Source organism: Novosphingobium sp. BF6, assembly GCF_058273105.1.
In genome coordinates this window covers 2208052-2234382 of record NZ_CM177775.1, presented here as the reverse complement: position 1 = coordinate 2234382, position 26331 = coordinate 2208052, and the positions used below count along the sequence as shown (strand labels likewise).

The following is a 26331-nucleotide window of genomic DNA, read 5'->3' as shown; positions in this document are numbered from 1 at the left end:
CGACGATCAAGCATCCCAGGCGGCGTGCCCGGGCTTATCCCCGGAGCGGAATGCGCCTAGCCCGAAGTGAAAGAGGTCAACGGGAGCATGCGATGAAGACGGCGATCATCACCGGCGCGGGCAGCGGCATCGGGTTGGAGACGGCGAAGATTCTCCATGCTCAAGGTTTCGCCATTGTCGGCGTCGGTCGCAGCAGGGACAAGCTGGCCGCGCTGGAGGCCGAGATCGGCAACCCCGACCATGTGCTGGCGATCAGCGCCGATCTGACCGACCCGGCGGCGCCGGGGCGGATCGTGCAGGCCGCGCTGGAACGCTTCGGCCGGATCGACGCGCTGGTGAACAATGCCGGCGTCGGCAGCCCCAAGCCGCTGGACGAGACCGACGACGAGACGCTGGACGATTTCCTCGACATCATGCTGGTCGCGCCGTTTCGCCTGTGTCGCGACGTGATCCCGCACCTCTCGCAAGGGGCCAGCGTGGTCAATGTAACCAGCACGTTCGCGCATGTCGGCGGTCGTCGCGGCGGCGCCTATTCGGCGGCGAAGGGCGGCCTCAAGTCGCTGACCGAGCACATGGCCTGCGAATACGGCCCGCGCGGCATCCGCTCGAACTGCGTGGCGCCGGGCGTCACGATGACCGACATGGTGCGCCACCGCTTCGGGGACGAGGGCTTCAAGCGCGCCAATGTGGAAACCACGCCTTATCCGCGCCTGGCCCTGCCGGAAGATGTTGCCTCGGTGATAGCCTTCCTCTGCCTGCCCGGCAGCGAAATGATCAACGGCCAGTCGATCGTGGTCGATGGCGGCTGGACCGCGACCAAATATCTCAGTCCGCGCGTGACCCGAACGACCTGGATCGAGCCGGGCGAGAACTGATTTAAGGAGCTGATTCGGAACGCCGGTTTCCGGCAGGACGGGTGCCGAAAGACCGCTCCGCCGGGTGGCTGCGACGACCTGATACAACCCCGTCATTGCGAAAAAGCCGCGAAATCCCTAAGTGAGCCGGGCTTCCGCACCCTGGCGGATCCGTCCACGCTACCGGAGAATGATGAAGCCTGCCCCGTCGCAACGCCACTATGGAATGGATTGGCTGCGCATCGGCGCGTTCGTTCTGCTGATCTTTTACCACGTCGGCTTTTCGTTCACGCCCTGGGGGTATCAGACGCCCTCGCGCGGTGTGGTCGGCTGGGCGGAGATTCCGCTGCTCGGCCTCAGCGCCTGGCGCCTGGCGCTGCTTTTCGCGATTTCCGGCTATGCCAGCGCGGCTCTGCTCAAGAAGGACGGCGACAATCGGGCCTTCCTGAAGAGCCGCATCCTGCGCCTTGGAATTCCTCTGCTTTTCGGCCTTACCGTGGTGGTACCGCCGCAGCCTTACATGGGGTTGGTCAACAGCGGCTACGAGCATGGATATGGTTACTTCCTGCTTTACGATGCCTTCCGCTTCCACAAAGTAGGATACGAGGTGCTTCCGGCCACGATGCACATGTGGTTTGTGATCTACCTGCTGGCCTATACCCTGGTGCTCTGCGCGGCGCTGATGGTCCTGCCGAAAGCCTGGCAGGAGGCGCTTCGCCGCGGTTGTGGGCGGCTGCTCTCGGGACCGGCGCTGCTGCCGCTGGGCATCGCGCTGATCTTCCTGATCCGCATGCTGCCCTACGGCTGGACGGACATGCACAATTTCCTTCAGGATCGCGGCGCGCACCTCCACTATTTCGGCATGTTCCTGTTCGGCTTCCTGCTGCGCGGCTCGGAGCCGATGCGACAGGCGATCGCGCGCCAGTGGAAACCGGCCTTGGCGCTCGGTCTCCTCGGTTATGCATGGGTTATCGGCGACACGCTGCTCTATCCCGGCAATATCCCGACTCCCGCGGCCTGGGAGCAGCCGCTGTCCTTCGCCAAGTCGATGCAGTGCTGGGGCACGGTGATCGCGCTGTTCGGCATTGCCGACCGCTTCTGGAACTTCGACCACCGCTGGCGCGCGACGCTGGTGGAGGCGGTGTTCCCGATCTACATCGCCCACCAGACGGTGATGGTCTTCGTCAGCTACGGTATCCGCGACATGGGCCTCGGCGCGCTGGCGGAGTTCCTTACCCTCTGCGCCGCCGTCGCGGGCGGATCCTGGCTGTTCTACCTGATCGGCCGGGAGATCGGGCCGCTGCGGCCTTTGATCGGCCTCAAGCGTCATCGTGGGCAGCGCAAAGTGGCAGGTAAGGTGGCCGTCGCTTGAAGAAGTGCAGGGCTCCCCTGCTTTATCCCTGCTCTTCAATCCCGCGCCAGCAACAATGCCGCCGCCATCGGCCCACCCCCGGAAGTCGCCACCGCCACTTTCGGATCGCCTGAGATTTGCCGCCCCGCAGCCGTGCCGCGAAGCTGGTTCACTGCCTCATGCGCAAAGCCGAAGCCGTGGAGGCGGCCCGCGCCAAGCTGGCCGCCGAAAGTGTTCATCGGCAGTTCGCCGTCCAAGGCGATGCGGGTGCCGCCCTCGATGAACTTGCCGCCTTCGCCTTTTTCGCAGAAGCCGAGGCCTTCCAGCCAGGTGATCGGCAGGAACGCGAAACCGTCGTAGAACTGGACGGTGTCCACGTCCTTCACGGTGTAGTCGGTGCGGGTCCAGAGGTCAGCGCCGGTCTCGTAGGTGGCGAACCACTCGGCCTGATCCCACGAATAGCGATCGACCGAACCAGACATCGCGGCGATGCGTATGGGGGTGGTCTTCACTTCGTCCAGCGCGTCTCCGGCGGAAACGATCACCACCGTCGCCGCGTCGGTGAAGCGGTCGCAGTCGTAGAGGCAGAGCGGCGTGGTAATCATCCGCGCGGACATGTACTTGTCTAGCGTCAGCTCTTCCTTGGTGATCGCCCGCGCGCGGGGGTTGCGCATGGCGTTCTTCGACGCGTTGATGGCGATCTGGCCGAGCTGCTCGCGCGTCATGCCGTAGCGGTGCATGTGCCGGGCGGCGTACTGCGCGGTCCAGCAGGCGGCAGACGTGGCCCAGAACGGGCTGGTCCACTGCGAGGGGCCGGACACCGTATCCTGCTTCATGCCGGACATGTAGGTGCCGGGATCGGCCATGCCGCCGGCTTCGTAGACGGTGCGGAAGCATATCGCATGGCGCACGAGGCCCTGCTTCACCGCCATGGCCGCCGCCGCGATGGCGGAAAGCTGCGCGGGCTGCTCCATCGCGCCAAGGTGCCACTTGGACCGGATGCCCAGCACTTCGATCAGATCGTCGCTGCTGACGGGGGAGAAGGCGGTGTAGCCGCTCATCTTGCCGGGATAGGTGAACACGCCGTCGATCTGCGAGAGCGTCAGGCCCGCGTCGTCCAGCGCCTCCCGCACGGCATCGACGGTCAGCAGCAGCGGATGGCGCGGCAGGCGCACGCCGACTTCGGACTGGCCGAGGCCGGTGATATAGGCTTCCACGCCGGGCATCAGGCCATCCTCTCGAAGAGGGGGTAGAAAATGCCGTCCTGCTCTTCGAACACGACGCGGACCCTGTCTTCGAAATCGACCGCATCGACCGGGCAATTGACGATGTTGGTGGTGAGATAGACCCCCGGCGCGCCGTCCAGCTTCACGCGGGCGATCACATAGGGGACTTTCAGATCCCTGGCCCAGGGCTGGTGGTTTACCGTGAAGCTGTCGATCACGCCGGTGCCCGGCACTGCATGGGCTGCGATGTTCTCGGAGTGGCAGTGGCGGCAGAGCAGGCGCGGAGGATGGGTGAACTCACCGCAATCGCCGCACTTCGCGATGTTCAGCCTGCCTTCGCTGCCGCCCGTCCAGAACGCGGTATTCTCCTGGTCCAGCTTCGGCCGTGGCCGCGGTGGATTCATCGTTCTTCTCCCAATCGTCGGGATGAGACGTCCGGTGCGGCGGCGCCCGCGTCAAGGCGGGCGCTGGATTGATCGCGGCGGCGCTCCGAAGGCGGGCTAGCGAAGAAACGCGGCGATCTCGCCGCCGATCCGTTCCGGTGCTTCCAGATTGAGCAAATGGCCTGCGTCCTGGTGATCGATGCGGGTCACATGCTCGCTCGCGCCGACGATCAGCTCGGCCATGAGCCGGAAGTCCGGAGTATCGCGGCTGCCGGTCAGGAGCAGGGTCGGCACGGCGAGCGCCGTCAGCCGATCGACTTCCGGCAGTTCCGGGCGCTGGTCGTCCCGGATCCATTGGCGGCCGTGGAAAGCGTCGATCCCGGTGCGAAGGCGGTCGGCTTCCGGTCCCGCGCGGGTGGTGTCGAACAGGGGATGCTGCCACCAGAGTTCGCGCGCGGTCGCCATGTCGCCATCTCGTGCGGTACGGCCGATGGCCTTCCAGCGCGCGATCCAGTCCGCGCTCCACGACCAGCCGACGATGAGCGGGCTGACCAGCACCAGCCGCCGCACCCGCCGCGGACGGTTCAGGGCGAAGTTGAGCACGGTTCCGCCGCCAAGCGAAAGACCGCACAAGTCGGCCTGCGCGATCCCGAGACTATCCAGCAAGGCCAGAAGGTCCTCGGCGTGGGAGAAGGCTTCGCCGGAAACCGCGTCGGAGTCGCCGAAGCCCCGCTGGTCGTAGGCGATCAGCGGGAGATCGGCGGGCAGGGCAGCCACGACCGGCTCCCAGTCGTGCCGGGAGCCGCCGAAACCGTGGACGAGTACCAGCGGTGTGCCTTCGCCCTCGCGGTGCCATCCGACCAGCGCTGCGCCTTCGATGTCGATCCGGAAATCCTGCGTCATGGGGGCAGGTTAGCGTCCTCCCTCCCATGACGCACCTGACAAATCAGGCCGAGCCCATGTAACGCCCGCCGTTGGTGCTGATCGTCTGTCCGGTCATGTAGCTGGCTTCCTCCGAGGCGAGGAACGCGGCGGCGGCGGCAATGTCGGCCACCTGGCCGAGCCGCTTCACCGGCAAGGACTTGCCATAGGCATCGGCGTCGATCGGGGCCTGGCGCAGCATCGGCGTGTCGATCGAGCCCGGCGGGATCATGTTCGCGGTGATGCCGGTGCCGCCCAGTTCCATCGCCAGCGCCTTGGTCATGCCGAGCAGGCCGCCTTTCGAAGACACGTAATGGCTCTGCGCAAAGGAGCCGGATTGGGTGGAGGACGAGGTGATGTTGATGATCCGGCCCCACTCGGCGGCCAGCATGTCCGGCACGATCTCCTTGGTGACCAGCCACGGCCCCTTGAGATTGATGCGGATCACCTTGTCGAATTCGTCTTCGGCGATGTCGAGGAAGGGCGTGAACGGCGCAATGCCCGCATTGTTGACCAGGATCGTGATCGGGCCGAATTTCGTGCGGGTCTCTTCGGCGGCGGCCCTGATCGCGGCCTTGTCCGCGCAGTCGGCGGTCAGGGCGATGGCCTTGCCGCCGGCGTCTTCGATCATCCGCACGGTTTCGGCCGCGCCTTCAGGGTTCAGGTCCCATACGGCGATCCTGGCCCGGTCTTCCGCCAGCCGCACGGCGATGCCGCGACCGATACCCGAGCCGCCGCCGGTGACGACGGCGACTTTGCCTTCAAGCGAACGTGTCATGCAATTCTCTCCCGCGAAACCTCTGTTGTACTGAACAGGTGGACAGCGCGCCGTGCGGGAGTCAAGCGGCGAGGTTACATCCGCTCGGCAAAACCGCCGTAGCGGCCTTTGTGGAACAGCATGGGATCTTCCTCGCGAACGGCTTCCATGCGCAGGACCTCGCCCAGCACGAACCAGTGGTCGCCGGCTTCCGTCACGGAGTAGAGACGGCATTCGATGGCCGCGATCGAATCCCGGATGATCGGCAGGTTGTGGTCGGAGACGATATAGTCGACGCCCACGAACTTCTGGTCGCCCTTCGCCGTGACGGCGCGGCAGACGTCCGTCTGGTCGCTGGCCATGACGTTGACGCAGAAATGCCCGGCCTTCTCGATCAGCGGCCAGGAGGTGCTCCGGCGGTCGGGGAAGAAGCCCACGAGCGGCGGATCGAGAGAGACCGAGGTGAACGAGCCGACCACCATGCCCGCGGGCCTGTCGTCGTCGTCGAGCGCGGTGATCACGCAGACGCCGGTCGGGTAGCTGCCCAGCACCTTGCGGAATTCTGCCGGATCGATGGTCGTTGTCGTCACTGGGAGGTTCATCCTGTCATGGAAGAGGCGGTCATGAAAAGGCGGGGCGGAGCATCAGGGCTTCAGTATCCCCTCCATCCGCGCGGCGGTTTCGTCAAGCCATTGGCGGAAGGCCGTTACGCGCGGCAGCTTGCGGATGTCCTGATGGGTGACGAACCAGAAGCTGCGCACGATCCGCCTTTCCGGCAGCACGGCAACGAGGCGCGGGTCGGTTTCGGCCATGAAACAGGGCAATACGCCCAAACCGCCGCCGCCCGCGATCATGCTGTGCTGCGCGGTGATGCTGGGGGAGCGGATCGCCGCTTTCAGCCCCGGCTGGATCTCATCGAGATAACGCAGTTCCGGCGAGTAGATGAGGTCGGGTATGTAGCCGACAAGCGTGTGGCCTTCGAGCAGGTCGGCGGGGCGTGCGGGCGTTCCGTGGGCATCGAGATAGTCGCGCGCGGCATAGAGCTTCAGCGTGTAGTCCGAGAGCTTGTGCGCCACCAGGGGGCCGGTGCGCGGACGCGAGAGCATGATCGCCACGTCCGCTTCGCGCCGGGTCGGGCTGAGAAAGCCGCTGCTGGCGACGAGATCGATGGCTAGGCGGGGATGGGCGGTCTGGAAGCGGGGAAGGTGACGGGCGAGAAACCAGCAGCCGAACCCTTCCGAGGTGCTGATCCGCAGGGTGCCGTAGAGGCCGTCGTTCCCCTCGGCCTGCTCGGCTATCCGGGCTGCCGCGCCGGCCATGGCTTCCACCGAGGCAAGCAGGGTTTCTCCGGCCTCGGTCAGCTCCTGGCCGCTGCGGGTCTGCTCGAAAAGCGCGGTGCCCAGCGAGGCTTCCAGGCGGCGCAGGCGGCGGCCGACGGTCGTCGGATCGACACCGAGGGCACGGGCGGCACCTGCCAGTTGCCCCGCGCGGGCGATGGCGAGGAAGGCCTGGTAGTCGCTCCAGTCGATTGAAGGCATCGTCACGGCGGGAATATGGTCCTTGCGGCTGCAAATGTGCAGTTATCGATGGCGTATTTTCAGCTTGCCTGCAAATCGGAGCGGGACCACCTACCATGGAAAGGGTGCCGCGCGCGCCTGCCGGAAGATATGCGAAAGGATGAGGAATGCGCCTGATTGACCACTTCGTTGTCGGCGGAAGCGGCGGTTCGGCCGCCCGTCTCGGCGATGTCTTCAACCCCAGCACCGGCGCGGTGCAGGCGCAGGTGCCGCTGGGCGATGCCGCGCTGCTCGACCGTGCGGTGGCCACCGCGCAGGCCGTGCAGCCCAAGTGGGCGGCGATGAACCCGCAGCGCCGCGCCCGCGTGCTGTTCAAGTTCAAGGAACTGATCGAACGGGACATGCAGAGCCTCGCCGAACTGCTGGCGAGCGAGCACGGCAAAGTAGTGGACGACGCCAAGGGCGACATCCAGCGCGGCCTTGAGGTCGTGGAGTTCTGCTGCGCCATCCCGCACATGCTGAAGGGCGAGTATACGCAGGGCGCCGGACCGGGCATCGACGTCTATTCGCTGCGCGCGCCGCTCGGCGTGGGCGCGGGCATCACCCCGTTCAACTTCCCGGCGATGATCCCGATGTGGATGTTCGCGCCCGCCGTCGCGGTAGGCAACACCTTCATCCTCAAGCCGTCGGAGCGCGATCCCTCGGTGCCGAACCGCCTGGCCGAACTGTTCCTCGAAGCCGGTGCGCCCGAGGGCGTGCTTCAGGTGGTGCATGGCGACAAGGTGATGGTCGATGCCATCCTCGACCATCCGGGCATCGCTGCCGTCAGCTTCGTCGGCTCGTCCGACATCGCCCACTACGTCTATTCGCGCGGTGTCGCGGCGGGCAAGCGGGTGCAGGCGATGGGCGGCGCCAAGAACCACGCCATCGTCATGCCCGATGCCGACATGGACCAGGCCGTCAATGACATCATCGGCGCTGCCTATGGCTCGGCGGGTGAACGCTGCATGGCACTGCCGGTGGCCGTTCCCGTAGGCGATGAAACCGCCGAGATCCTGCGCGAAAAGCTTGTTGCCGCAATCGACAAGCTGAAGGTCGGCGTCTCCAATGATCCCGAGGCACAGTACGGTCCGGTCGTCACTTCCATCCACAAGCAGAAGGTCGAGAACTGGATCCAGACCGGCGTGGACGAGGGCGCGGAACTGGTCGTCGATGGCCGCGGATTCTCGCTTCAGGGCTACGAGGACGGTTTCTTCGTTGGCCCTTCGCTGTTCGACCACGTGACCACCGAGATGAGCGCCTACAAGGAAGAGATCTTCGGCCCGGTGCTCCAGATCGTTCGCGCAAAGACGTTCGAGGAAGCCGTCGAACTTCCCTCGAAGCACCAGTATGGCAACGGCGTCGCGCTCTTCACGCGCAACGGTCATGCCGCGCGCGAATTCGTCAACCGCGTGCAGGTCGGCATGGTCGGCGTGAACGTGCCGATCCCGGTGCCGGTCGCCTATCACAGCTTCGGCGGCTGGAAGCGCTCGGCCTTCGGCGACCACAACCAGTACGGCATGGAAGGCGTGCGCTTCTGGACCAAGGTGAAGACCGTGACCCAGCGCTGGCCGGACGGCGGCGCGGGCGACAGCGCCTTCATCATTCCGACCATGGGTTGAGGCTGGGAGCAGGGCCGGGGAGCAGAGCCGGGGGAACAGGTCATGTGATGCGGGTGTTTCCTCGCGAACACCCGCAGATATGGAAGTATGCTTGATGACGAAGATCGGCAGAGTTCTCGTTCCGGCCCTGACTGCCTCGGTGCTCGCCCTCGCTCTGGCCGCCTGTTCGAAGGAACCGGCCAAGCCGACGGAAGCCGCGACGCAAGTGCCGGAGCCTGCCCCCACGGTGACGACGGCGGCGATACCCACGGCTATCCCCGCGCAGTTGCAGGGGCGCTGGGGGCTCGTCGATGCCGATTGCACCAGTACTCTCGGAGACGCCAAGGGTCTGCTGACGGTCGACGCCGACACGCTGAAGTTCTACGAATCGGTGGCGAAGCTCGGTACGATCAGGTCCGGTTCGGCCTCCGCGCTCGACGGCGAATTCGCTTTCTCCGGGGAGGGACAGAGCTGGAAACTTGACGTCGCGCTGTCGTCGCCCGACGGTGGCAAGACACTGATCCGCAAGGATACCGGACCGGACGCCATGCCCGGCACCCTCACATACACGAAGTGCCCCCAAGGGCCTGACAGGGATTGAGATGACTGAACAGTTTGGCCTGACCGAGGACCAGCTTGCGATCCAGGAGACCGCGCGCAAGTTCACCGCAGACCGCATCACGCCCTATGCCGCCGAGTGGGACGAGAAGCACCACTATCCGGTGGACGTCTGGAAGGCGGCGGGCGAACTCGGCTTCGGCGCGATCTACGTGTCCGAGGAAAGCGGCGGCATCGGCCTCGGCCGTCTCGAAGCGGCGCTCATCATGGAGGCCATGTCCTATGGCTGCCCGGCGACCAGCGCCTATATCTCGATCCACAACATGGTCGCCTGGATGATCGACCGGTTCGGCGATGCGCAGCTCAAGGATCGCTATCTGCCCGATCTCTGCGCGATGGAGAAGATCGGCTCCTATTGCCTCACCGAACCCGGCTCCGGTTCGGACGCGGCGGCGCTCAAAACCACCGCGAAGCTGGACGGCGATCACTACGTGCTGAACGGCACCAAGCAGTTCATTTCCGGCGGCGGCTACAACGACGTCTACGTCGTCATGGCCCGTACCGGCGAGCACAAGTCGCGCGGCATCTCCTGCTTCGTGGTGGACAAGGATACCCCCGGCCTTTCCTTCGGCGCGCCGGAGAAGAAGCTCGGCTGGAATGCCTCGCCCACTGCGCAGGTGATCTTCGAGGATGCCCGGATCCCGGCGGAAAACCGCGTCGGCGCGGAGGGCGACGGCTTCAAGTTTGCGATGGCGGGGCTTGACGGCGGCCGTCTCAACATCGGCGCCTGCTCGCTGGGCGGGGCGCAGCGCTGCCTCGACGAGGCGATCCAGTACGTGAAGGACAGGAAGCAGTTCGACCAGCCTATCGCCGAGTTCCAGAACACCCAGTTCACCCTCGCCGACATGGCCGCCGAACTGGAGGCCGCCCGCGCGCTGCTCTATCTCGCCGCCGCCAAGGTCACTGCCGGATCGCCCGACAAGACCCGCTTCGCCGCGATGGCAAAGATGATGGCCAGCGACACCGGCTCCTCGGTGGTAGATCGCGCGCTGCAATTGTTCGGTGGATACGGCTATCTGCGCGATTATCCCATCGAGCGATTCTGGCGCGACCTGCGCGTCCATCGTATCCTCGAAGGCACCAACGAGGTCATGCGGATGATCATCGGCCGCGACCTCCTCAAGTAACGGGCCACAGGACATGACCATCGAGACCCTGCCCACCGACACTTTGACTGCAGAAATCCTCGACCGCCGCGAGGGCGTGGCCGGGATCATCTCGCTCAACCGTCCCAAGGCGATCCACGCAATGACGCTCGGCATGTGCGAGACGATGAGTGCATTGCTCATCGGCTGGGCCGGAGACGACGGCGTGAAGGCGGTGATGATCGAGCACAGCGAAGGGCGTGGGTTCTGCTCGGGCGGCGACATCAACCTGCTGCGCCGTTCCGCGCTGGAGGATCACGGCATCGAGGGGCGCCGGTTCTTCCTCGCCGAGTATCAGCTCAACCATCAGCTCTTCACCTACGGCAAGCCGGTCGTCGCCTTCATGGACGGCATTACGATGGGCGGCGGAGTCGGCATCTCGCAGCCCGCGCAGTTCCGCGTGGCGACCGAACACACCCGCTTCGCCATGCCCGAGACCGGGATCGGTCTGTTCCCGGATGTCGGCGGCGGCTGGTATCTCTCGCGGCTCGACGGGCGACTGGGCCAGTTCCTGGCGCTGACCGGGGCGCGGCTGGACGGGGCGGAATGCCTCTGGGCGGGCCTTGCCACCCATTACCTGCCGAGCGAGGCGCTGCCCGAGGCGAAGCGGCGGATCGCCGCCGGACACGAGATCGGCGGCGTGCTCGGCGCGCTTTCGGTCAAGCCGCCGGAAGCGAAGATCGCCGCATATGAGGCGCAGATCCGCAGGCACTTCGCCTTCGACACGCTGGAGCAGGTGCTCGCCTCGCTGGAGAGCGACGACAGCGAGTGGGCCGCGCGCGAACTGGCGACCTTGCGCACCAAGAGTCCGCAGGCCTGCAAGGTCTCGCTGCGCCAGCTCGCTACTTCGCTGACGCTGGATGATTTCGCGCAGAACATGGCGATGGAGTACCGGCTGGCCAGCCGCGTGCTGGTCCTGCCGGACTTCGCGGAAGGCGTGCGCGCGGTCATCGTCGACAAGGACAACGCGCCTGAGTGGAATCCCCCGGCGCCCGAAGGCGTCACCGATGCGATGCTGGATGCGATCTTCGCGCCGCTCGCCCCAGAAGAGGAATGGAAGCCCCTATGAGCTACGAGACGATCCTGGTTGAGAAGAAGGGCAACGTCACGCTCATTACGCTGAACCGCCCGCAGGCGCTCAACGCGCTGAATTCGCGGGTGCTGGAGGACCTGATCGCGGCTTTCGCGGCTTTCGAGGCCGATGCCTCGCAGGGCTGTGCGGTGCTCACCGGCTCGGGTGAGAAGGCCTTCGCGGCAGGGGCCGACATCAAGGAAATGGCCGACAAGCCGAGCGCCGAGTTCTATTCGGAGGACTTCTTCGCCGGCTGGACCTCCCGGATCGTCAAGACCACCCGCAAGCCGTGGATCGCGGCGGTGAACGGCTTCGCGCTCGGCGGCGGCTGCGAAGTGGCGATGATGGCGGATTTCATCATCGCTTCGGAGAATGCGAAGTTCGGCCAGCCGGAAATCAAGCTGGGCGTCGCGCCCGGCATGGGCGGTTCGCAGCGCCTGACCCGCGCGGTCGGCAAGTCGAAGGCGATGGACATGTGCCTCACCGGCCGGATGATGGACGCGGCCGAAGCCGAGCGTTCGGGTCTCGTCAGCCGCGTAGTGCCACTTGACCAACTGCTGGACGAGGCGCTGAAGGCCGCGGAGGCGATCGCCGGAATGCCGCCGCTGGCCGCGACGATGAACAAGGAAATGGTCAATCTTGCCTTCGAGACCACGCTCGATACCGCTCTCGTTCTGGAACGCCGCATGTTCCAGGTGCTGACGGCGACCGAGGACAAGGTCGAGGGCATGAAGGCCTTCGTCGAGAAGCGGCCGGGGGTCTGGAAGGGTAAGTAGGCGCGGTCACCCCAGCGCAGGTTGGGACCGTTGTGAACCGGGCGCGGCCTTAGCGCTTAGCCCGGCTACATATGCAAAGTAGCGTAACACTATAGCGCTCCCAGCCTGCGCTGGGATGACGGGTTGTGGCTGCACGAAACGTGGGAGAAATGTCATGAAAATCGCCTTTATCGGTCTCGGCAATATGGGCGGCGGAATGGCTGCCAACCTCGTGAAGGCGGGGCACGAGGTTCGCGCGTTCGACTTGTCCGCCGATGCCGTCGCCAAGGCGGCGGAGCAGGGCTGTGCGACTTTCGCCACCGTTCCGGAAGCGGTGGAGGGCGTCGATGCGGTCGTCACGATGTTGCCGAACGGGGCGATCGTGCGGTCGGTCTATACCGCCGAAGTCTTCGGCCATGCGCCCGAGGGGACACTTTTCCTCGATTGCTCGACCATCGATCTCGAAACGGCGCGCGAAGTCGTCGCGCTGGCGCAGGCGGCGGGTTACGAGATGGCCGATGCGCCGGTCTCGGGCGGGATCGCGGCGGCCAACGGCGGTACGCTGACCTTCATGGTCGGCGGCAGCGATGCGGTGTTCGAACGGGCGAAGACGGTGCTCGAACCGATGGCCAAGGCGGTGATCCATGCCGGTGATACCGGGGCGGGGCAGGTTGCCAAGATGTGCAACAACATGCTGCTGGCGGTGCACATGATCGGCACTTGCGAGGCGCTGGCGCTGGCGCAGAAGGCGGGACTCGACCCGCAGACGTTCTACGAGATCAGTTCGAAGGCCACTGGCTATTGCTGGTCGCTCAACGACTATACGCCGATGCCGGGCGTCGGCGCGACTAGCCCGGCGGACAACGGCTATGCGGGCGGCTTTGCCTCGGCGCTGATGTTGAAGGATCTGCGGCTGGCGATGGCCGGAGCGGAAACCTCGGGCGCCACGGTGCCGATGGGCGAGCACGCGACGAAGATCTACGAGGCTTTCGTCGAGGCCGGGAACGGCGGCAAGGACTTCGGGGCAATCTTCACGACGCTCTGAGGGTGTCCACGGCGGCGATGAAGAGGCGCCGCAGGCCTTCAATTTCTCGCAATGCGCACACACGGGATCGTGCAGGGCGCGAGGTAGACAGCCATGGGGGTGCAGGGGGGCTATGCTCCCCTGCTTTCCTCTTCCTTTTGCCTCTCTAGCAAGAACCGCGGCACCCGCATCCCCTTGGTCCGCCCGGTCAGATGAAACTGCCGACAGAGCGCGCAGCGATAGGGTCGCAGCACGACCGCCGCTTTCGCCGCCACCTCCAAAGCCTCGGCCTCGCTCGCATAGCGCCGCTTGCGCTGGCAGACGCCGAAGCGTGTGCGCATGTCAGCCGAGAAGCCGGGCGCCGAGCAGGGTGAGCAGTTTCACGTCCATCGCGTAGCCTTGCGAGCGCCAGGCGGCGATGGCCTGTTCGATCCCGGCGAGGGGGATGCGGTGGACGACGATGTCCTCGCTTTCGACACCGCCGCCTTCGCCCACTTTCACGAGGTCGTGGGCGCGGAACAGGGTGAAGCTTTCGCTGACCATGCCGGGCGAGGAGAAGAACTCGCCGAGGTTTTCCATGCGTCCGGCGTGGTAGCCGGTTTCCTCTTCCAGTTCGCGGGCGGCGGCGATGCTGGCGTCTTCGTCGGCGCTGTCGTCATGGTCGCCGACGAGACCGGCAGGCAGTTCGATGCAGCGCTTGCCGAGCGGCACGCGGTACTGGTCGACGAGTATGACGTGGTCTTCGGGATCGACGGCGAGGATCACGGCGGCGCGGATGCCGCGCGCGCGGCTGACGTATTCCCAGCGGCCGCGCTTGCGGGTGGTGATGAACCGGCCCTGCCAGACGACTTCGTCGGGGGCGTCGGCGTCAGGCGGGAGAGTGGTGGTTTCGGTCATATTTCGATCAGCCTGTCGGGAAGTTCGTTCACGTCGTCATCGGCGCGGGGGAAGTGCTGGGCGAGGATCGCGCCGACTTTGCCCACGGCCACGACCATGCCGTCGCAGGTCCGGCCCTCGCGGACATGGGCCAGCATGGCCGACATGGCCTGGCCCCAGACTTCGGGATCGACCTTGGCGGCGATGGCGCGGTCGGCGACGATCTCGGCGCGGTGCTCGCGCATGGAGAGGTAGATGAGCACGCCGGTGCGCCCCGTGGTGCGCTGCTCGGCGCCGATGCGGAAGGCGCGGAGGGCGTGGGCGTGGACACGCATGGTCTTGATCTGCGGCGGGACCAGCCAGAACTTGAGCGGCGGGATCAGCTGGAGCAGCAGCATCGCGCCGAACTTGATCGCGGCGATCCCGGCGGCGAGACCGACGATCATGCGTGGGGTCCATTCGTGGCCCCAGTCGGCCAGCAGGTCTTCGTAGAGGCCCATGTAGAATTCGGGCGCGATCGCGAGGGCCGCGAGGGCCAGGAAGGCGACGATCGCGGCCCAGGCGAGGGCCACGTCGGTATAGCCGTCAGAGCGGTCGGCCAGCACGGTGACGATCTCGCCGGCGCTGTGCATTTCCGCCTCGCCCACGGCGGCGCTGATGCGGTCGTGGTCCTCGGCGGAAAGATAGACGGGTGTCGGCATCGTTTCTGTCCCCCTTACCAGCTGCCGCTCGCGCCGCCGCCGCCGAAGCTGCCGCCGCCGCCCGAGAAGCCGCCTCCACTACCGCCGAAGCCGCCGCCGCCACCCCAGCCGCCACCGAAGTGATCGTCGTCATCGTCGCCGCCGAAGCTGCCGGGCATCCAGATGATCGGGCCGCCGAAGCCACCGCGTCGCCGCCCGCCGCCGCGCGCTTCGTTGATCATGGGCATGACCACGAAGAACACGATGATGAGGATGAAGACGATGGTGCCGATCGGGAAGCCGCCGCCGGAGCCTTGCTTGCGCGCGGCATCGGCGTCCGCCGCCACCTTGCGGGCCTGATCGGGCGGCAGGGTAAGCTGCTTGACGAGCGCATCCGTGCCCGCCGCGATGCCGCCGGGATAGTCGTCGGCCTTGAAGCGGGGGAGGATCTGGTTGTTGATGATGAGGAACGAGAGGCCGTCGGTGATGATCGGTTCGAGGCCGTAGCCGACCTCGATCCGCACCTTGCGCTCGTTCGGCGCGACGATCAGCAGGGCGCCGCTGTTCTTGTCCTTCTCGCCGATGCCCCAAGCCCGGCCGAGCTGGTAGCCGTAATCGGAAATCTCGTAGCCCTGGAGGCTGGGCAGGGTGACGACGACCAGCTGGCGGCCGGAGTTCTTCTCCAGCGCCTCCAGCTTCTGCGTGAGCTGGGCCGTCTGCTGCGGGTTGAGCAGCCTGGCATCGTCGACGACGCGGCCGGTAAGCTTGGGGAAGGTGGGTTCAGCGGCTGCCTGCTGGGCAAGCAGCGCGCCGAACGCCAGAAGGATGGCCGCGAGAACGGCCCGGAAACGGATCACGGTATCAGATCTTGCCTTCGAGGCTCGGCGCGTTTTCGGCGCCCGGCGTCGTCGCCTGGTAGGGGACCAGCGGGTCCGCGCCGCGCAGCTTGGCGCCGATCATGGTCGGGAATGTGCGGACTTCGGTGTTGTAGTCCTGAACCGCGGCATTGTAGTCGCGCACCGAGATGCGGATGCGGTTTTCCTGGCCCTCAAGCTGGGTCTGGAGCATCTGGTAGTTCATGATCGACTTGAGGTCGGGATACCGCTCGACGCTGACAAGCAGGCGCGAGAGGCTCTGGCCGAACTGGGCCTGCGCGGCCTGGAACTGCTGCATCTTGGCCGGATCGTTGAGGTCGGTGGCGTTCACCTGCACGCTGGTCGCCTTGGCGCGCGCCTCTACCACGCCGGTGAGGATTTCCTTCTCCTGCGTCGCGGCGCCCTTGGCCACGGCGGCGAGGTTGGGGACGAGGTTGGCGCGTTCCTGGAAGGCGGCCTGCACGTCGGCCCACTTGGCCTTGGCGGCTTCCTGCTTGGTCGGGACCGAGTTGAAACCGCAGGCAGCCAGCGACAGCGCCGCCGCGAGGGCCAGCACGGTGCGGCTCTTGCGGGCCAGGGCGGAAAGGGACATTCGTGATCCTCCTGATCGGCTTGGCCATGGGGCCATGCCTCTAGCTGGAATAGATAGCAGCCGCCCGGCCCGGTTCAAGGACGGTCGCTCTCCTGAAACGACGCGCGCAACCGTTTGTTACTCGGGCGATTGTTACATAACGACCGATGTGGCAGGTTTGCCGCCAATCATGGACCGCACAGGATCGAGGGGAAATCGACCCATGCTTCAGGAATTCAAGACTTTCATCGCGCGCGGCAACGTGCTCGACCTCGCCGTCGGTGTGATCATCGGCGCGGCTTTCGGCAAGATCGTCGCTTCTTTGACCGACGACGTCATCATGCCGTTCATCGGCCTCATCACCGGGGGCATCGATTTCAGCAACAAGTTCGTGGTGCTCGGCACGGTCCCGGCGGACTATACCGGCCCGATGACTTATGCCGGCCTGAAGGCGGCGGGCGTCGCCATGTTCGGTTACGGCGCGTTCCTTACGGCGATCATCAACTTCCTGATTCTCGCTTTCGTCATCTTCCTGATCGTGCGCCAGGCCAATCGCCTGTTGCCCAAGAAGGAAGAGCCCGCGGCGCCTACCGGCCCGACCGAAGTGGAATTGCTCGCGGAAATCCGTGACTCGCTCAAGAAGGGTTGAGGCAAAATCCTTCTGTGAATGGAGAACGGGCGGGATGCTTTCCCGCCCTTTTCTTTTTCGCAGCGCGCCCTATATGGGGTCCTGTCAGCCTCGGCTGGCTATGATGATAAACTGCGCCGTACAATAGGCACAGCGGACCCGGGGGCGGTACCCGGCGGCTCCACCATCACCCGTTCAACCATCTGGTTGAATAGCCCTGTTGTCGCAGGGGTGATGACGGGGCCGAACTAGGATCGACGTGTGTTGAAAAGCGGTGTTTTCATTCGGGCTGAGTAACCCGTTCAAGGCTCAAAACTCACAAGTGCCAACGACAACGAAGCACTCGCTCTCGCCGCGTAATTCTAGGGGCTAACGCCCTGACGTTACAAAGCTAAAGCGCGGTTGGACCCACCGGGCAACAGAAGGGATTCCAGGGGCCCGGGGTGAGCCTTGCAACAGAATCACCCCACCTTTCCGATCCAGTTCAGGCCGCATTCGCCCTTTCGGCGATCGGTTCGTCTGTCTCCGGCACGTGCGCGGTTTCTTCTGCCAGCCGTTGGGCCTGCTCGAACTTCAGGCAGTCGAGGATCTTCGCCCCCGCCATGAAGACGGCGCCGGTGCAGGCCAGGAACAACAGCTTCCCGCCCCATCCCGGAAAGCGCGTGAGGTAGACGCTGCCGCGCTCCACCGCGCCCAGGGCGAGAGCATAGATGATCATGAACGCTTCCCAGCGCGTCTTGATGACAAAAAGCCGGCTGATCTTGCGGAGCATTCCGATCCTTCCAATACCGCGCGTCCTCTGGCGCAACCGGGGGAGTCGCTCGAAGGTTCCCCGAAGCAGAGGGGAATGTCGGTTGTAAGTCATTCCGACGCAAGGTGTAAGCTGGTCCAACGAGGTACCACTTTGGGACCGAAGCGGTCGCACCCGGCGAGTTCGCATTTGCCAACCCCATCCGGATCAGGCATAGCAGAGCCAATCCTCCCCAGGACAATCTTGAACAGATGTCACGGCCGCCGCACGCACGTTAAGTGCTTGCGCGCCTGGAATGCGAGGAAAGATGACAGACAGAATCGAACGTTCGGGCCTGCGGGTCGATGCTGCCTTGGCGCGTTTCGTCGAGGAGGAAGTGCTGCCGCCGATCGGTCAGGATGCGACCGGGTTCTGGGCGGGGTTCGCAGCGCTCGTGGCCGAACTTGCGCCGCGCAACCGGGCGCTGCTGGAGCGGCGCGACGCGCTGCAAGCGGCCATCGACGCCTGGCATCTGGAACGTCCCGGCAAGCCCATCGATCAGGCCGAGTATCAGGCTTTCCTGCGCGAGATCGGCTATCTGGTGCCCGAACCCGGCGATTTCGCCATCGGCACCACCGGCGTCGATCCGGAGATCGCGACGATGGCGGGGCCGCAGCTCGTCGTTCCCGTGCTCAATGCCCGTTTCCTGCTCAACGCTGCCAATGCGCGCTGGGGCAGCCTTTATGACGCGCTCTACGGCACCGACGCGCTTGATGCCGCGCCAGCGCAGGGGCGGGGCTACGATCCGGCCCGCGGCGCGGCGGTCATCGCGGAAGGGCGCCGGTTCCTCGACAAGGCCCTGCCGCTGGTCTCGGGAAGTTGGGCCGATGTCGAAAGCCTCGACGTGGCTCTGGCCGATCCTGCGCAATATGTAGGGACGACGCAGGCCGGGCGGTTCTATCGCTCGAACGGTCTCGGGATCGAGATCGTCGTCGATGCGGGCAGCGAGGTCGGCCGGTCCGACCGGGCAGGCATCGCCGATATCGTTGTGGAAGCCGCGCTTACCACGATCGTCGATCTGGAGGATTCCGTTGCCGCGGTCGATGCCGAGGACAAGCTGGCGGGCTATGCCAACTGGCTCGGCGTGATCCGGGGCGACCTCACCGAGACCTTCGGGAAGGGCGGTCGCACCCATACCCGCGCGCTGGCACCGGACAAGGCGGTCGAGACGCCCTCGGGCGAGGTTCTCGAACTGCCGGGGCGCAGCCTGCTGTTCGTCCGCAATGTCGGCCATCTGATGACCAATCCGGCGATCCTGCTGGCCGACGGCTCGGAAATTCCCGAAGGCATCCTCGATGCCGTCCTGACCGGCGCAATTTCGGCGCAGGACGTGAAGGGCCTGACCCGCTTCGGCAACAGCCGCGAAGGCGCGATCTATATCGTCAAGCCGAAGATGCACGGGCCGGAGGAATGCGCTTTCACCAACGACCTGTTCGATGCGGTCGAGGACCTGCTGGGCCTGCCTCGCCGCACGATCAAGGTCGGCGTCATGGACGAGGAGCGGCGCACTTCGGCCAACCTCGCGGCCTGCATCCACGCGGTGAAGGACCGGATCGTCTTCATCAACACCGGCTTCCTCGATCGTACCGGCGACGAAATCCACACGTCGATGCGGGCCGGGCCGATGATCCGCAAGAACGCGATCAAGGGCTCGGGCTGGATTGCCGCCTACGAGAAGCGCAATGTCGCGATCGGGCTGCGGCACGGGCTTTCGGGCGTCGCGCAGATCGGCAAGGGCATGTGGGCGGCTCCGGACCGAATGCGCGACATGCTCGAACAGAAGATCGGCCATCCGCGCACCGGGGCGAACACCGCCTGGGTGCCGTCTCCCACTGCTGCGACGCTTCATGCCATGCACTATCACGAGGTCGACGTCTTCGGCCTGCGTGGCGAGATGGCAGGCGCGGAGGTTCCCGGTCTCGGTCTCCTGCTGCAAGTTCCGCTGGCAGAGGGCACCAACTGGTCCGAGGCCGAAGTGCGCGAGGAACTGGACAACAACGCCCAGGGGCTGCTCGGCTATGTCGTGCGCTGGATCGACCAGGGCGTCGGCTGCTCGAAGGTCCCGGACATCGACGATGTCGGCCTGATGGAAGACCGCGCGACCCTGCGCATCTCCAGCCAGCACATCGCGAACTGGCTGCTCCATGGGGTCTGTTCACGGGAGCAGGTCCTGGATTCGCTGCACCGCATGGCCGCCAAGGTCGATGCGCAGAACGCCGGTGATCCGCTCTATGAGCCCATGACGGGCAATTGGGAGACCTCGTTCGCCTTCCGCGCGGCCTGCGATCTCGTCTTCAATGGCGTGGAGCAGCCGAGCGGCTATACCGAGCCGCTGCTTCATGCCTGGCGCCGCCGGAAAAAGGCAGCGACAGCCGTGCCTTCGCTGGCGGAGGTGTGACCGCAAAAGCCTCACCCGCGCGTTAACTTTGATTTGATCTATCGCGTGTAAGGCACTATTCAACGTGGTGTTCGCTAGGGGGGCCCGGCGTTGAAGAAGTCCAGTGCTGATCGTGCCCATGGGCACGCCATTCCCGGTACGCCGTCCGTCGGCGTCCCGGCCGACGGTATCAATTCTGAAGAAGGCGCGCGAGTCGTGCGTCTCGACTCGGTTCGTGCCGAGCGGGATCGTGCGAATGCGGGCGGCGCGGTTTTGCCGGTCGCTTTGGCGGCGGAAGCGCTGCGTTTCCAGAAGGAACGCGGCGTTGCCGGCTTCCTTGCGTCCGATGGACCGCTGACGGGGCGTCTCGTCCAGTTCGCGCTGATGGGGCTTGGCCTTGCCGTGGCAGTTTGGGTGGGGGCGCAGCTTGCCAAGCCCGATCTCGGCGCCGTCAAGCAACCCATTTCCGCCGAGGCGGCGCAGTAAACTCCACCCGGTCCGGTCAGGACCGGGTCAGTTTCTTGGCCACGCTGACGAATTCCGCGACCGACAGCGTTTCCGCGCGGCGCTGGGAATCGATGCCCAGACTTTCCAAGGCATCTAGCGCGCCGGGCACGCCCTTGAGGCTCTGGCGCAGCATCTTGCGGCGCTGACCGAAGGCGGCTTCGGTCACGCGCTCCAGCACCCGCATCGACACGCCTTCGGGCGCTTCGCCCGGCTCGACGTGGATGATCGCCGACATGACCTTGGGCGGCGGGGTGAAGGCGCTGCGGTGGACCTTCATCGCCAGCTTCGCCTGCGAGCGCCACTGCGCCAGAACCGCAAGGCGGCCATAGGCGGAAGTATCCGGCTCGGCGACGATGCGGCGGGCCACTTCCTCCTGGAACATCAGCGTCAGCGACGACCACTGCGGCGGCCAGGCCTCGCCCGAGAGCCAGCCGGTGAACAGCGCAGTGCCGACATTGTAGGGCAGGTTGGCGACGACCGCGTAAGGCCCGTCGAAAAGGTCGGCAGGGGCGATCTTCATCGCGTCGCCCTCGATCACCTTGAGCTTGCCGGGGAACGCGGCCTCCACTTCCGCCAGCGCCGGAAGGCAGCGGCGGTCCATCTCGATCGCGGTCACGGTGGCGCCCGCGCGCAGCAAGGCGCGGGTAAGGCCGCCGGGGCCGGGGCCGACTTCCAGCACCTGCCGTCCTTCGAGACCGCCGGGAATCGCGGCGATGCGGTCCAGCAACTGCTCGTCGAACAGGAAGTTCTGGCCGAGCGCCTTGGAGGCGGAAAGGCCGTGGCGGGCGATCACTTCGCGCAGCGGAGGAAGGGTGGTCATGCTGGGGTCTCCGGCGAAAGCCTGCGTGCGGCGCATTGGCCCGCCATGCGGATGGCGGCGATCGTCGCGCCCGCGCTCGCCACGTTCCGGCCCGCAATGCCGAAAGCGGTGCCGTGGTCGGGCGAGGTCCGCACGATCGGCAGGCCGAGCGTGACGTTGACGCCCGCGTCGAAATCGAGGGTCTTGATCGGGACGAGCGCCTGATCGTGGTACATGCAGAGCGCGACGTCGAACCTGTCGCGCTCATGCGCGGCGAACAGCGCGTCGGCGGGGTGCGGGCCGGTGACGGCCAGTCCCTCGGCGACGAGGGCAGCGATGGCCGGGGCGATGGTCTCGATCTCCTCGCGGCCCATCCGCCCGTCTTCCCCGGCATGGGGATTGAGGCCGGTAATGGCGATGCGCGCGGGAGAAAGGCCGAAGTCGCGGGCGAGCGCGCGGGCGACGATCCGGGCCTTGCCCTCGATCAGCTCGCGGGTGACGAGGGCCGGGACCTGCGAGAGCGCGACGTGGACGGTCAGCGGCACCGTGCGCAAGTTGGGTCCGGCCAGCATCATCACCGCGTCGCCATGCGCAACGCCGCAGGCATCGGCGAGGAATTCGGTCTGGCCGGGCTGGGTGAAGCCCACTTCGGCGAGCTTGGACTTGGCGATGGGGCCGGTGACGATCGCGCTCGCCGCCCCGGACAGGGCGAACTGCGTCGCGTGGGTCAGCGAATGGAGGGCAAGGGCGGCGCCGTTGCGGTCGGGCTGGCCGAACCGGGCCTGGGCATCCTCGTCGCCCAGCACCGGCAGCGCCTTGGCGAAGACTTCGGCGGCTTCGTGCGGTGCGGCGATGCGGACGATCGGGAGGTCGATCCCCCGGCTGCGCGCGGCGGCTTTGAGCACTTCGGCCCCGCCGACGGCGAAGAAGGGCGCTAGTCCTTCTTCCTGCCGCACGGTCCAGGCCTGCGCGAAGAGTTCCGGACCTACGCCCGCCGGATCGCCTAACGAAACAGCGAGAGGCGAAACCGCCAGGGACGGCGCGCCGTTGGTATTGGCCGCCATCGTGCCGCCCCCGTTATCGTCAGTTGTACTCGATCACCGCGTCGCGGCGAAGGTCGCGCAAGTACATCTGCGCGCGCTTGTTGATGCGGTCGTCTTCGAGCTGGGACATGACCTGCTCGAAGTTCGGCCCGGAATCGGCCTGCGGGTCGTCGCGGCCGCAGAGCATCAGGATGCGGACGCCTTCGGTCAGCGAGCCGAACGGCGGCAGGGTCTCGCCGGGCGAGAGATTGAGGATCGAGGATTGGATCGGTCCCGGCAGGTCGCGTGCCTTGACCTGATCGTTGGCAACGACCTGCGCGCCGATGGTCGCGGCGACCTGGTCGACGTCGCCGCAGCCCTTGGCGGTCTTGATCGTCTTGGCGAAATTCTCGGCCTTGGCATTGGCCTGCGCTTCGCTGACGCCCTTGGGGAACTCGATCGAGATCTGCTTCAGCGCCAGCACCGCGTCGCGCGGGTCGGCGGTGAGGACCTGGCGCTTGTCGATCAGGTAGACGATGTCGTAGCCGCCGGGGATGGCGATCGGACCGGCCAGCTGGCCGGGCTGCATGTCGCGCACGGCTTCGCCGACTTCGCCGGGAAGCTGGCCGAGGCGGACCCAGCCGAGGTCGCCGCCGACAGGCGCGGTCGAGGCCTGCGAATATTGCCGGGCATAGGCGACGAAGCTGCCGCCCTGGCGCAGCTGCTGCATGATCTGGTTGGCGTTCGCCTCGACCTGCTGCTGGGATTCGGCGGTGGCGGCCAGATAGATCTCGCCGAGGCGGTATTCCTCGGTGCCCTTCGAGGCCTTGAGGCGCTCGATATACTCGTTCACTTCGTCGTCGGAGACGTTGATGAAGGGCTGGACGTTGCGCTGGAGCAGGCGCTGCCACGAGAGTTCGCCGCGGATCTGGCGCTTGAGCGAGTCCGGCGAGGAGCCGACGCGCTTCAGGTAGGCGTCCATCGCCTGGGTGTTCTGGTTGAAGTTCTGCGAGGCGACGCGGGCGTAGGACTGGTTGACCTCGGCTTCGTCCACGGCGACATCGGCGGCCTTGGCTTCCTGGATCTGGAGCGTCTCGTCGATCAGGTTGCGCAGCACCTGGAGGCGCAGGCGCTTCTGTTCGTCTTCGCTGATCTTGCCCTGGTTGGCGGCGAGGATCAGGGCGAGGCGCTGGTCAACATCGGTCCCGGTGATGACCGAGCCGTTCACCACGGCGGTGGCGCGGCGCAGGTTGGGATTGTCGTTGCCGAAGATCTTCACGTCATCGGGAATGACGATCTCGCCCTGCGGCGCGGACTGGGCGGAAGCGGCGCCGGAGGAGAGCGCTGCGGCCAGCGTGCCGCAAGTGGCGACGGCAGTGCAGGCAAAGGCCGCGCGCTTGAAGAACGTGTTGCGTTGGATAGCTTTCACCTTGACCTATATCCCGTATTCGACCTGCACGGCCGCTGCCGCTCGATGGAGAATTTCGCCGAGGGACGCATTACCGGCCCTCTGTCGGCACGCGGCTTAACCGAAACTGAGCACGTCCGATAGCCGCTTTGGCGATGGCGGCTCCGGCAAGGACCGCTTTGGCAAGTCGTGCCCGATCACCATGCCCCGATGTTCTTGAGCGCGAAGCCCAGCTGGAAAGAGTTGCCCTTGCGGGCATCGCCGAAGGTCACATAGTCGCGCCGCCAGGTGAAGGAGACCTGCAGGCAGTCGTCCTCGTAGGCCATGCCGACGCGCGAGCGCAGGGGCTGGAAGCCGTCCGAACCGTACGTCGGGTCTTCCTTGCGGTCGGTCAGGTTGACGACGGCCGAACCGAACAGCGACCAGTAGTTGGCGAAGGCGACACGGCCGGCGGCGCGCACTTCCTCGCGGTCCTTCAAATCCTCGATATCCATCGAGATGTCACGGTTGAGCTTGGTATAGCCGAGTTCGAGATAGGTCTGGTTGTTGCCCAGCGAGATGTCGAACTCGTTGCGGCGCACCGCCAGCGTGTCCTTGTCGACGCGGAAGCGGTGGATGATGTTGAAGAAGTTGCGATAGCGCAGCTCGGTGCGGCCGACGATGTCCGAGGTCTTGCTGGCAAGGCCGGTGCCGTCGGGCAGGATCGAGGGCTTGTTGCTGAGGCGGATCGACTGGCCGACGGTGGACTTGATGCGCCAGCGCGAGCGCTCGAACATCCAGTCGACGCCGTAGGTGAAGCGCACGCCGTCCTCGAACCGGTCGTAGCCGGGGAAGCGGTTGAGCGCGAAGAGGTTGGAGTCCTCCAGTTCGATCGCGCGCGAATCCTCGTTGGGGATCGCCAGGTTCTTGACCTTCGGCGTGGCGACGAACTGGACGCGCGGGGTCAGTACCTGGCTGCCGCCGAACACCTGGCCGACCAGCGGCCACTTCACGTCCACCGCGGCGAGCGCGATGCCGCGCGACTGCCAGCCCGGCTTCCCGCGATAGAGCGCGGTGGTGGTCAGGTCGTTTTCGTCGGAATGGTAGACGTCACCGCGCACGAGGCCGGTCAAGGTCACTTCCTGGCCCATGCCGGTCAGCTTGCGCAGCGACCACTGGGTGCTGGCGAAGGCGCGCTGGGTGTCTTGCCCGTCCACGCGGGTGACCCCCATCGTGTTGACCTGGGTGTCGATCTTGCCGCCCAGCAGCGATTCGTTGAAGCGGTGGCGATAGTCGAGCACCGGGAAGGCGACCGGGATCTGGCCCTGGTCGCGGCTCGATTGCAGGGTCTGCGTGGCATAGCCTGCAAACGAGAAGTAGCTGTCCTGGTCGATCCGCTCGACTTCGACCGACGAACGCAGCCGGTCGTCGCGCGAGATGTCGTAGCGGCGCACGAACGTGCGGTCGGTGGCACGGCGGATCGAGGCGGTAATGCTCCAGTTCTCGTCGAGCTGGAACTTGCCGTTGGCGAAGACATAGCCGCGGAAGGCGCGTTCGCGGTTCGGGTCCGGATTGCTGCTGTTGATCGGGATGCGGTTGCTCGACGTGGCGTAGCCGGTGATCTGGTAGGCGCCGATATCGGTCAGCGCGCGATACTGGAACGAGGCCATCGGCGCCGCCTTGGTATAGGCGTGGAGCGAGCCGGTGAGGTCGCGGTTGTCGGCAATGCGCCAGTAGTAGGACTGCGCCACCTCGATCCCGTTCGACGGGCTGGTGCGCAAGTCGGGCACCAGGAAGCCGGAGACCGCGCCGCCGTTGGTGCTCACCGAAAGGCCGAACAGCGGCAACTGGACCACGCCGAACAGCTCGAGCCGGGCGTCGCTGAAGCGCACGCGATTGCGCTCCTCGCTATAGACTACCGTCTTGGCGACGACCCGCCAGGTCGGCTTCTTGGGGCAGCCTTCGTCGTTTTCCACCGCGCAGCCGGTATAGGCGGCGCGCTGGAGCACGACATCGCCATTGGCGATTCGCTCGCCCTTGGTGGCGGCAAGGCGACCGCCCTGGCGCATGACGAGGAGCAGGTTCTCCATCATGCCGGTCTTCAGTTCGTCGGTCAGCTCGACGCTTTCGGTATAGAGCTGGTTGCCGTCCTGATCGACCATGCGGACATTGCCGCTGCCCAGGATCTGCCCGGTCTTGCGGTTCCACGTCACCTTGTCGGCGCGGACGGACTGCTTGTCCTTGCGGAGCACGACATTGCCGGTGGCGGTGACGAATTCGTCGTTCTGGTCGTATTCGACGGTGTCCGCCTCGAAGGCGATCGGCACGTTGTCTTCGGTGGAAGGGGGCGGAGCAGGGGGCGCACCCTCGATCGGTCCGGTATCGACGGGACGCGAGACGTCCTGCGCAAAGGCATGCGAAGGCAGGCCGAATGCGGCGATTCCAAGGGCCAGCACGCTCAGCGAAACGGGTCGCAAGCGGCGAAGGGGGGCTTGCAGCAGGGTCGGCGCGGCAGGGAGCATCCCTTGCCTATCGCACCGCCTGTGCCTAACTGCA

The 26331-nt window shown here is 65.9% G+C and carries 27 protein-coding genes and 1 other RNA gene; 12 read left to right on the top strand and 16 right to left on the bottom strand.

Annotated elements, in window-relative coordinates; all coding sequences use genetic code 11:
• The first annotated feature begins 92 nt into the window (after positions 1–92).
• Together AC4D6D_RS10905 and AC4D6D_RS10900 are read left to right on the top strand one after the other, a co-directional pair.
• A complete protein-coding gene (locus AC4D6D_RS10905; protein ID WP_491325279.1) occupies positions 93–875 on the top strand; it encodes an SDR family NAD(P)-dependent oxidoreductase in 783 nt (260 codons plus the stop codon).
• 169 nt (positions 876–1044) lie between these two features.
• Positions 1045–2226, top strand: a complete 1182-nt coding sequence (locus AC4D6D_RS10900) for an acyltransferase family protein (protein ID WP_491325278.1) — start codon at positions 1045–1047, stop codon at positions 2224–2226.
• 35 nt (positions 2227–2261) lie between these two features.
• On the opposite strand, the gene AC4D6D_RS10895 is transcribed toward AC4D6D_RS10900, so the two are convergent.
• From AC4D6D_RS10895 to AC4D6D_RS10870, 6 genes are all read right to left on the bottom strand, one after another.
• On the bottom strand, positions 2262–3431 hold the full coding sequence (locus AC4D6D_RS10895; protein ID WP_491325277.1) for a thiolase family protein: 1170 nt from the start codon (positions 3429–3431) through the stop codon (positions 2262–2264).
• The gene (locus AC4D6D_RS10890; protein ID WP_491325276.1) at positions 3431–3835 is read right to left on the bottom strand and encodes a Zn-ribbon domain-containing OB-fold protein; all 405 of its coding nucleotides are present in this window, start codon (positions 3833–3835) and stop codon (positions 3431–3433) included. Before AC4D6D_RS10890 ends, AC4D6D_RS10895 begins: the two co-directional genes overlap by 1 nt.
• Positions 3836–3931: 96 nt before the next feature.
• Positions 3932–4717 carry an alpha/beta fold hydrolase gene (locus AC4D6D_RS10885; protein WP_491325275.1) on the bottom strand — a complete coding sequence of 262 codons (786 nt, stop codon included), beginning with the start codon at positions 4715–4717 and terminating at the stop codon, positions 3932–3934.
• Positions 4718–4760: 43 nt separating this feature from the next.
• Positions 4761–5513 carry a 3-oxoacyl-ACP reductase FabG gene (locus AC4D6D_RS10880; RefSeq protein ID WP_147215274.1) on the bottom strand — a complete coding sequence of 251 codons (753 nt, stop codon included), beginning with the start codon at positions 5511–5513 and terminating at the stop codon, positions 4761–4763.
• A gap of 74 nt (positions 5514–5587) precedes the next feature.
• Entirely contained in the window at positions 5588–6082 is a 495-nt protein-coding gene (locus AC4D6D_RS10875; RefSeq protein WP_147215272.1) for a flavin reductase family protein, read from the bottom strand.
• 54 nt (positions 6083–6136) lie between these two features.
• Complete coding sequence (locus AC4D6D_RS10870; protein ID WP_491327240.1) at positions 6137–7030, bottom strand: LysR family transcriptional regulator; 894 nt, start codon at positions 7028–7030, stop codon at positions 6137–6139.
• 146 nt (positions 7031–7176) lie between these two features.
• On the opposite strand from AC4D6D_RS10870, the gene AC4D6D_RS10865 reads away from it, so the two are divergent.
• The 6 genes from AC4D6D_RS10865 to mmsB all read left to right on the top strand — a co-directional run bounded on the left by AC4D6D_RS10865 (position 7177) and on the right by mmsB (position 13284).
• Entirely contained in the window at positions 7177–8670 is a 1494-nt protein-coding gene (locus tag AC4D6D_RS10865; protein WP_491325274.1) for a CoA-acylating methylmalonate-semialdehyde dehydrogenase, read from the top strand.
• A 94-nt stretch (positions 8671–8764) separates the two neighbouring features.
• Positions 8765–9250, top strand: coding sequence for a hypothetical protein (locus tag AC4D6D_RS10860; RefSeq protein ID WP_491325273.1), 486 nt, complete (start codon positions 8765–8767; stop codon positions 9248–9250).
• 1 nt (position 9251) lies between these two features.
• Positions 9252–10394, top strand: coding sequence for an acyl-CoA dehydrogenase family protein (locus AC4D6D_RS10855; RefSeq protein ID WP_491325272.1), 1143 nt, complete (start codon positions 9252–9254; stop codon positions 10392–10394).
• A 13-nt stretch (positions 10395–10407) separates the two neighbouring features.
• Entirely contained in the window at positions 10408–11481 is a 1074-nt protein-coding gene (locus tag AC4D6D_RS10850) for an enoyl-CoA hydratase/isomerase family protein (protein ID WP_491325271.1), read from the top strand.
• On the top strand, positions 11478–12260 hold the full coding sequence (locus tag AC4D6D_RS10845; protein ID WP_147215264.1) for an enoyl-CoA hydratase-related protein: 783 nt from the start codon (positions 11478–11480) through the stop codon (positions 12258–12260). The genes AC4D6D_RS10850 and AC4D6D_RS10845 overlap by 4 nt, the downstream gene beginning before the upstream one ends.
• Before the next feature lie 154 nt (positions 12261–12414).
• Positions 12415–13284, top strand: a complete 870-nt coding sequence (gene mmsB / locus AC4D6D_RS10840) for a 3-hydroxyisobutyrate dehydrogenase (protein WP_491325270.1) — start codon at positions 12415–12417, stop codon at positions 13282–13284.
• 110 nt (positions 13285–13394) lie between these two features.
• On the opposite strand, the gene AC4D6D_RS10835 is transcribed toward mmsB, so the two are convergent.
• Genes AC4D6D_RS10835 through AC4D6D_RS10815 form a run of 5 tightly spaced genes read right to left on the bottom strand, consistent with a single transcriptional unit; the run spans position 13395 to position 16286 of the window.
• Positions 13395–13604: a hypothetical protein gene (locus AC4D6D_RS10835; RefSeq protein WP_491325269.1), complete on the bottom strand. Its 210-nt coding sequence runs from the start codon at positions 13602–13604 to the stop codon at positions 13395–13397.
• 1 nt (position 13605) lies between these two features.
• Positions 13606–14160 carry an NUDIX hydrolase gene (locus AC4D6D_RS10830; protein ID WP_491325268.1) on the bottom strand — a complete coding sequence of 185 codons (555 nt, stop codon included), beginning with the start codon at positions 14158–14160 and terminating at the stop codon, positions 13606–13608.
• Complete coding sequence (locus tag AC4D6D_RS10825) at positions 14157–14840, bottom strand: TPM domain-containing protein (RefSeq protein WP_491325267.1); 684 nt, start codon at positions 14838–14840, stop codon at positions 14157–14159. Before AC4D6D_RS10825 ends, AC4D6D_RS10830 begins: the two co-directional genes overlap by 4 nt.
• Positions 14841–14854: 14 nt before the next feature.
• Positions 14855–15676, bottom strand: a complete 822-nt coding sequence (locus AC4D6D_RS10820; RefSeq protein WP_491325266.1) for a TPM domain-containing protein — start codon at positions 15674–15676, stop codon at positions 14855–14857.
• Between the two features lie 4 nt (positions 15677–15680).
• The gene (locus tag AC4D6D_RS10815; RefSeq protein WP_491325265.1) at positions 15681–16286 is read right to left on the bottom strand and encodes a LemA family protein; all 606 of its coding nucleotides are present in this window, start codon (positions 16284–16286) and stop codon (positions 15681–15683) included.
• A gap of 202 nt (positions 16287–16488) precedes the next feature.
• On the opposite strand from AC4D6D_RS10815, the gene mscL reads away from it, so the two are divergent.
• Both mscL and ssrA read left to right on the top strand, forming a co-directional pair.
• Positions 16489–16914: a large conductance mechanosensitive channel protein MscL gene (mscL, locus tag AC4D6D_RS10810; RefSeq protein WP_147215249.1), complete on the top strand. Its 426-nt coding sequence runs from the start codon at positions 16489–16491 to the stop codon at positions 16912–16914.
• A gap of 44 nt (positions 16915–16958) precedes the next feature.
• Positions 16959–17326, top strand: a transfer-messenger RNA (tmRNA) gene (ssrA, locus tag AC4D6D_RS10805).
• A 51-nt stretch (positions 17327–17377) separates the two neighbouring features.
• Here the strand turns inward: ssrA and AC4D6D_RS10800 are convergent.
• Positions 17378–17665: a hypothetical protein gene (locus tag AC4D6D_RS10800; protein WP_147215247.1), complete on the bottom strand. Its 288-nt coding sequence runs from the start codon at positions 17663–17665 to the stop codon at positions 17378–17380.
• A gap of 286 nt (positions 17666–17951) precedes the next feature.
• Here AC4D6D_RS10800 and AC4D6D_RS10795 point away from each other — a divergent pair, with 286 nt between their 5' ends.
• Complete coding sequence (locus tag AC4D6D_RS10795) at positions 17952–20081, top strand: malate synthase G (protein ID WP_491325264.1); 2130 nt, start codon at positions 17952–17954, stop codon at positions 20079–20081.
• Between the two features lie 90 nt (positions 20082–20171).
• Positions 20172–20546, top strand: a complete 375-nt coding sequence (locus AC4D6D_RS10790) for a hypothetical protein (RefSeq protein WP_147215242.1) — start codon at positions 20172–20174, stop codon at positions 20544–20546.
• A 16-nt stretch (positions 20547–20562) separates the two neighbouring features.
• Here the strand turns inward: AC4D6D_RS10790 and rsmA are convergent, their stop codons facing one another.
• The 4 genes from rsmA to AC4D6D_RS10770 all read right to left on the bottom strand — a co-directional run bounded on the left by rsmA (position 20563) and on the right by AC4D6D_RS10770 (position 26297).
• Complete coding sequence (gene rsmA, locus AC4D6D_RS10785) at positions 20563–21387, bottom strand: 16S rRNA (adenine(1518)-N(6)/adenine(1519)-N(6))-dimethyltransferase RsmA (RefSeq protein WP_491325263.1); 825 nt, start codon at positions 21385–21387, stop codon at positions 20563–20565.
• Positions 21384–22430: a 4-hydroxythreonine-4-phosphate dehydrogenase PdxA gene (gene pdxA / locus AC4D6D_RS10780; protein WP_491325262.1), complete on the bottom strand. Its 1047-nt coding sequence runs from the start codon at positions 22428–22430 to the stop codon at positions 21384–21386. Before pdxA ends, rsmA begins: the two co-directional genes overlap by 4 nt.
• A gap of 19 nt (positions 22431–22449) precedes the next feature.
• Entirely contained in the window at positions 22450–23817 is a 1368-nt protein-coding gene (locus AC4D6D_RS10775; protein ID WP_147215236.1) for a peptidylprolyl isomerase, read from the bottom strand.
• 176 nt (positions 23818–23993) lie between these two features.
• The gene (locus tag AC4D6D_RS10770; RefSeq protein WP_491325261.1) at positions 23994–26297 is read right to left on the bottom strand and encodes an LPS-assembly protein LptD; all 2304 of its coding nucleotides are present in this window, start codon (positions 26295–26297) and stop codon (positions 23994–23996) included.
• Between the last annotated feature and the right edge of the window lie 34 nt (positions 26298–26331).

Excerpts from the sequence above, each read along its gene's own strand:
- AC4D6D_RS10900 (WP_491325278.1), top strand. The coding sequence starts at position 1,045 with ATGATGAAGCCTGCCCCGTCGCAACGCCACTATGGAATGGATTGGCTG.
- AC4D6D_RS10795 (WP_491325264.1), top strand. The coding sequence starts at position 17,952 with ATGACAGACAGAATCGAACGTTCGGGCCTGCGGGTCGATGCTGCCTTG.
- AC4D6D_RS10830 (WP_491325268.1), bottom strand. The coding sequence starts at position 14,160 with ATGACCGAAACCACCACTCTCCCGCCTGACGCCGACGCCCCCGACGAA.
- AC4D6D_RS10845 (WP_147215264.1), top strand. The coding sequence starts at position 11,478 with ATGAGCTACGAGACGATCCTGGTTGAGAAGAAGGGCAACGTCACGCTC.
- AC4D6D_RS10855 (WP_491325272.1), top strand. The coding sequence starts at position 9,252 with ATGACTGAACAGTTTGGCCTGACCGAGGACCAGCTTGCGATCCAGGAG.
- AC4D6D_RS10865 (WP_491325274.1), top strand. The coding sequence starts at position 7,177 with ATGCGCCTGATTGACCACTTCGTTGTCGGCGGAAGCGGCGGTTCGGCC.
- AC4D6D_RS10825 (WP_491325267.1), bottom strand. The coding sequence starts at position 14,840 with ATGCCGACACCCGTCTATCTTTCCGCCGAGGACCACGACCGCATCAGC.
- AC4D6D_RS10895 (WP_491325277.1), bottom strand. The coding sequence starts at position 3,431 with ATGCCCGGCGTGGAAGCCTATATCACCGGCCTCGGCCAGTCCGAAGTC.
- pdxA (WP_491325262.1), bottom strand. The coding sequence starts at position 22,430 with ATGGCGGCCAATACCAACGGCGCGCCGTCCCTGGCGGTTTCGCCTCTC.
- AC4D6D_RS10815 (WP_491325265.1), bottom strand. The coding sequence starts at position 16,286 with ATGTCCCTTTCCGCCCTGGCCCGCAAGAGCCGCACCGTGCTGGCCCTC.
- mscL (WP_147215249.1), top strand. The coding sequence starts at position 16,489 with ATGCTTCAGGAATTCAAGACTTTCATCGCGCGCGGCAACGTGCTCGAC.
- AC4D6D_RS10835 (WP_491325269.1), bottom strand. The coding sequence starts at position 13,604 with ATGCGCACACGCTTCGGCGTCTGCCAGCGCAAGCGGCGCTATGCGAGC.
- AC4D6D_RS10860 (WP_491325273.1), top strand. The coding sequence starts at position 8,765 with ATGACGAAGATCGGCAGAGTTCTCGTTCCGGCCCTGACTGCCTCGGTG.
- AC4D6D_RS10870 (WP_491327240.1), bottom strand. The coding sequence starts at position 7,030 with ATGCCTTCAATCGACTGGAGCGACTACCAGGCCTTCCTCGCCATCGCC.
- mmsB (WP_491325270.1), top strand. The coding sequence starts at position 12,415 with ATGAAAATCGCCTTTATCGGTCTCGGCAATATGGGCGGCGGAATGGCT.
- AC4D6D_RS10885 (WP_491325275.1), bottom strand. The coding sequence starts at position 4,717 with ATGACGCAGGATTTCCGGATCGACATCGAAGGCGCAGCGCTGGTCGGA.
- AC4D6D_RS10850 (WP_491325271.1), top strand. The coding sequence starts at position 10,408 with ATGACCATCGAGACCCTGCCCACCGACACTTTGACTGCAGAAATCCTC.
- AC4D6D_RS10800 (WP_147215247.1), bottom strand. The coding sequence starts at position 17,665 with ATGCTCCGCAAGATCAGCCGGCTTTTTGTCATCAAGACGCGCTGGGAA.
- rsmA (WP_491325263.1), bottom strand. The coding sequence starts at position 21,387 with ATGACCACCCTTCCTCCGCTGCGCGAAGTGATCGCCCGCCACGGCCTT.
- AC4D6D_RS10770 (WP_491325261.1), bottom strand. The coding sequence starts at position 26,297 with ATGCTCCCTGCCGCGCCGACCCTGCTGCAAGCCCCCCTTCGCCGCTTG.
- AC4D6D_RS10890 (WP_491325276.1), bottom strand. The coding sequence starts at position 3,835 with ATGAATCCACCGCGGCCACGGCCGAAGCTGGACCAGGAGAATACCGCG.
- AC4D6D_RS10880 (WP_147215274.1), bottom strand. The coding sequence starts at position 5,513 with ATGACACGTTCGCTTGAAGGCAAAGTCGCCGTCGTCACCGGCGGCGGC.
- AC4D6D_RS10905 (WP_491325279.1), top strand. The coding sequence starts at position 93 with ATGAAGACGGCGATCATCACCGGCGCGGGCAGCGGCATCGGGTTGGAG.